General features: G+C 40.8%; 6 protein-coding genes. 3 read left to right on the top strand and 3 right to left on the bottom strand.

From position 1 onward, the window contains the following. Nucleotides 1-279: 279 nt before the first annotated feature. Complete coding sequence (locus VB711_RS07925) at nt 280-591, bottom strand: hypothetical protein (protein WP_323285316.1); 312 nt, start codon at nt 589-591, stop codon at nt 280-282. 174 nt (nt 592-765) lie between these two features. On the opposite strand from VB711_RS07925, the gene VB711_RS07920 reads away from it, so the two are divergent. The 3 genes from VB711_RS07920 (at nt 766) to VB711_RS07910 (ending at nt 2863) form a co-directional block, all read left to right on the top strand. After that, the gene (locus tag VB711_RS07920) at nt 766-1095 is read left to right on the top strand and encodes a DUF2973 domain-containing protein (RefSeq protein ID WP_323285315.1); all 330 of its coding nucleotides are present in this window, start codon (nt 766-768) and stop codon (nt 1093-1095) included. Between the two features lie 124 nt (nt 1096-1219). After that, nucleotides 1220-1993, top strand: coding sequence for a ribonuclease PH (gene rph, locus VB711_RS07915; RefSeq protein WP_323285314.1), 774 nt, complete (start codon nt 1220-1222; stop codon nt 1991-1993). A gap of 84 nt (nt 1994-2077) precedes the next feature. Then, nucleotides 2078-2863 carry an MlaE family lipid ABC transporter permease subunit gene (locus VB711_RS07910; RefSeq protein WP_323285310.1) on the top strand — a complete coding sequence of 262 codons (786 nt, stop codon included), beginning with the start codon at nt 2078-2080 and terminating at the stop codon, nt 2861-2863. 317 nt (nt 2864-3180) lie between these two features. On the opposite strand, the gene VB711_RS07905 is transcribed toward VB711_RS07910, so the two are convergent. Both VB711_RS07905 and coaD read right to left on the bottom strand, forming a co-directional pair. Continuing rightward, on the bottom strand, nt 3181-3849 hold the full coding sequence (locus VB711_RS07905; protein ID WP_323285308.1) for a DivIVA domain-containing protein: 669 nt from the start codon (nt 3847-3849) through the stop codon (nt 3181-3183). Further along, nucleotides 3765-4310 carry a pantetheine-phosphate adenylyltransferase gene (coaD, locus tag VB711_RS07900; RefSeq protein ID WP_323285306.1) on the bottom strand — a complete coding sequence of 182 codons (546 nt, stop codon included), beginning with the start codon at nt 4308-4310 and terminating at the stop codon, nt 3765-3767. Before coaD ends, VB711_RS07905 begins: the two co-directional genes overlap by 85 nt. Between the last annotated feature and the right edge of the window lie 155 nt (nt 4311-4465).

Genomic DNA, 4465 nt, shown 5'->3' with positions numbered 1-4465 from the left:
AAGCCCTAACTATGACGACTCAGGTTGTTAAAACTGGGAAAATGAGAAAATGAGAAAATGAGAAAATCGGGAAAATGAGAAAATCGGGAAAAATAGCAACAAGAATAATTAATTTCCTGCTCCCTACCTCCCCTACCTCCCCTGCCTCCCCTGCCCCCTGCCCCCAAATCCTCCCATAGGCATATAAACAGATATGACTGGGGAACTTTACAAACCTTTTGTCAAGATTCTATAATGGTATTTCGTATATAAAACTACAGTTTTTTCATTCAATTTAACTTATGTGAGGATAAAATTATTGTTAAGAATGGTAAATAGCGTTAAGATTAAGGAGGAATTTGGAAATATCCTTCTCATATATGGGAGACTTAAAGTTATCAGGGGCTGAGTTGCTAAAAACAGTCTTAGAGCCGTTGTTACAAGATTTTCAGTGTCGAAACGCCCATCTGTAGCGATCGCTCCCGGTGGGATAAAGGCCATCGTACAAACCACTGAAAAATGAGAAAGTGCCGCTAAAGTGGCTAAGTGCCTACCAATAACAAAAGGGTATATCTCGAAAAGTTCCGAGAAGATTCTTAACATTTTTTTCATAAAAAAGTAATGTATACCATGTTACTTTAAGCTGAATAAAGGGTTATTCCATAAAAATCAGCACCCAAAAAAATAATTAATTTAGCGATCGCCTTTACCGTAAATTACGGATTTGCCTAAGCTAAACGCTACGATATAAGGTTTTAAAATTTGCTGTCCCTGGAGGAAAATTCAATGCTACACCTACTATATATTCTGGCTTTCACCGTTTTGGCTTTGATTGCCGTTGTCAATTTAATACGCAATTTAATCATGTTCAGTTTCGATCAAGAGCGTACCTATCCAGCCCAAGGATCATCAATGGGTAATAAAGGTGGCTTTGGTTACTATGCAGCCAAACAAAAATTAATCCCCCATCCAGAATTATTAGATAGTGCAGGTAATGTCATTAAAGAGCCACTGTTAGTCATGCGTTCCATCAGCGTTGAAGATGCCCGTCAACAGTTGGATGCTCTTTATCAATCTTCTCCAGGACAAAGAACTGAAACTCAAGAAGGAGCTTAGTTAATTTAAGCAGAGTAGAAAGCCTAAATTGCAAAACTTAGATCCCCGACTTCTTTAAGAAATCGGGGATGTTTTCTAAATAAGGTAATGTAAAGGCAATATAAAAAATTTTGAGGCAACATCAATGGCTTGGCAGCGTCCAGACGGTCGAAAACCTTATGAACTTCGTCCCCATAGTTTTTATCCTAATTTTACTCACTTTGCACCGGGTTCTGTGTTGGCCAAATTTGGTGATACACAGGTGCTTTGTACTGTGAGTGTGACGGAGGGAGTACCAAAATTTTTAGTCGGAACTGGTAAAGGTTGGTTGACAGCAGAGTACCGGATGTTACCATCTGCCACACAAAAACGACAGGAACGGGAATTTTTAAAGTTATCAGGAAGGACGCAAGAAATTCAACGGTTAATAGGCAGGAGTTTAAGGGCTACCATAGATTTTGAGGCTTTGGGAGAAAGGACGCTGACAGTAGATGCTGATGTGTTACAAGCAGATGCGGGGACAAGGACAACGGCAATTACAGGGGGATTTGTGGCTTTGTGCCATGGGATTTCTCGATTATTGCAGCAAGGGGTGTTAGAGCGATCGCCATTATGTGGACAAGTGGCGGCCATTTCTGTGGGATTATTGGCAGGAGAGCCATTTTTAGATATGAACTACATTGAAGACGTGGCAGCAGAGGTGGATTTTAATGTAGTGATGAATCACAAAATGGAGATTATCGAAGTTCAAGGAACTGCTGAAGAAGGTAGCTTTAGTCGTCAACAGTTGAATCAATTATTAGATTTTTCTGAAAAAGGCATTCAGCAATTATTATCTGCTCAAAAGGCAGCTTTAACTTCACCTAACGCAGGTATTGCTGACTGGGATACTCTGTTTCCTGATTTCTGTAATATTTGACGAAAGAGAATAAACGAAGAAAGGGTGAAATAATAAAGTTCCTGTTACCTGTTATTTACCACCTATTGCCTAAATTTAATATGAATGGCGGTAAAATTGCAACCTAAACATAAATTAGAGCGATCGCTCATTATACGCTGTTTTGCCTCCTTACTACTTTTTGGTCAAATCTGGCTACATTTAATACAAGGAAAAACTTACTATCGGAAAATTTTACCGCATTTGGTAACAGCCGGACCTGGTTCTCTCTCACCAGTATTGTTGGTTAGTGGTTTTGCGGGGATGATTTTTACAATTCAAACAGCAAGAGAATTAGTGCGATTTGGTGCCGTTGATCATGTTGGGGGAGCATTTGCGATCGCCTTTTGCCGAGAACTAGCACCGATTTTAACAGCTAGTATTATTGCTGGACAAGTAGGTTCAGCCTTTGCTGCCGAAATAGGTGCAATGCGAGTCACAGAGCAGATTGACGCATTGTATATGCTTAAAACCGACCCCATTGATTATCTCGTTCTCCCCAGGGTAATTGCTTGCTGTTTGACCATGCCCGTAATGATGATCTTTGCGGCAATTACGGGTATTGCTGGTGGTGCTTTTGCCGCCGCACAATTTTATCAGGTTGTACCGGAGATATTTTTAGAGTCAGTCAGGAATTTTTTAGACCCTTCAGACTTGTGGATGATTTTGCTTAAAGGGTTAATTTTTGGTGTTATAGTTGCCGTCAATGGTTGTAGCTGGGGACTAACCACCACAGGAGGAGCGAAAGAAGTAGGAGAATCAGCAACCTCGGCAGTTGTCACAACTTGGGTAGCAATTTTTATCATGGATTTTTGCCTTTCTTTGCTACTATTTGAGCATCCAAAAATTTAGTCTGATATATTAGGACTGATATACTTGAGAAGTCCATAATTTGCGCTTTTAAATCCATAGGAATTACGGAATATCAAACCGCAGAGGACGCAGAGGACACGGAGAAATAAGAGTTTGAGAGGTTTTTTGCATAAGTCCTAATCCATATATCCTTTTTAAGTAAAAGCTCAATTTATGCCCTTGCAGAGTATAACGTAAGTTGCTACTTAGATGAAATAAGGTACGTCAGAAACTTAAAATTAGTGATTTGAGTCTAAATTATTCTGTCTGACACACCCTACAGACTACTACCCCCTGCCTCCCCTGCCCCCTGCCCCTTATCTCCTCTTGGAATTAGAAGAATTACGCTGAGGTGGGGCATCTCCTCGCAGTTGTTGACGACCATTGGTAATAACTCGCAACATTTCCTTGAGATCCTGCTCAATATTTTCGAGAACACTATCAGCATATCGATCAGCGCCATCTTCAATTTCTTGGGCTTGAGCGATCGCACTTTGGCGCATTTCCTCCAATTCTTGCAGATAAGCACGGCGTTTGCGTTCAATTTCTGCTTCAGTTTCCTGCATCATTGCTTCACACTCCTGCTGTACTTGTCGCCGTATTTGTTCAGCTTCCCGTTCAGAGTGCCTAATAATATCGCTTTCTGCCAAAATTTGCGCTCTTTTAGCTTGGGCTGCTTCCACTAATTGCTGTCCATATTCTTCTGCTTCCAGCAAAATTTCTTGCTTCTGCTCTAAAACCTCCAATGCTTCCTGAAAAACAGATGGTAAAGAAACACGGACTAAATCAAGCTGTTCTATTAGTTTATCTTCATCTATCAAAGTACGTCCAATTAGAGGAATCTGTAAACCAGCAATAATAATATCCTCTAAACGATTGAGTTCTTGCTGAATATCTACACCTACTGTTCTATTGGGAAGTTCTTGAGAGGGGGGATTGTTTCCGTTTTGATAGGATTCGGGGTTAGAGAATTTTGGTTGTAGCATTGGTATATATCTAGAGCAATGTGAGGGGGAACAAGATGATCGATAGAGCCACCAAACCTTGCAATCTCCTTAACCACACTACTACTTAAAAAACTATACTCATTGGAGGTTGCCAGGAAAACGGTCTCTATCTGTGTAGAAAGGGTTTTATTTGTATGAGCCATTTGTAGCTCAATTTCAAAATCGGAAACTGCGCGTAAACCCCTAAGCAAAACTTGGGCTTGTCGTATTTTGGCATAATTTACAGTCAAGCCATCAAAGCTGTCTACTTCTACATTAGGTAAATGTTTGGTAGATAGGCGAATTTGGTCTATTCGTTGCTGTACCGTAAATAAGGGCATTTTGTTAGGATTTCGCAATACGGCGACAATTACACCTTCAAATAGGCGGCTGCCGCGTTGAATGATGTCAAGGTGTCCCAAGGTGATGGGGTCGAAGCTACCAGGATAAATAGCAATCACAATTTTCAATACATCAAAACTAAATTTAAGTAATTATATCGACTGAATCGGATTTGACTTCATTTAAATCTAACATTTAATTGTCTATCAGACGCAAGGGGGCAGGGGGCAGGGGGCAGGGGGCAGGGGGCAGGGGGCAGGGGGCAGGGGGCAGG

The organism is Cronbergia sp. UHCC 0137 (genome assembly GCF_034932285.1).
In the GTDB taxonomy this organism is placed as follows: domain Bacteria; phylum Cyanobacteriota; class Cyanobacteriia; order Cyanobacteriales; family Nostocaceae; genus Cronbergia.
Note: the sequence above shows the minus strand (reverse complement) of the source record. Positions and strands in the feature narration are given on the sequence as shown.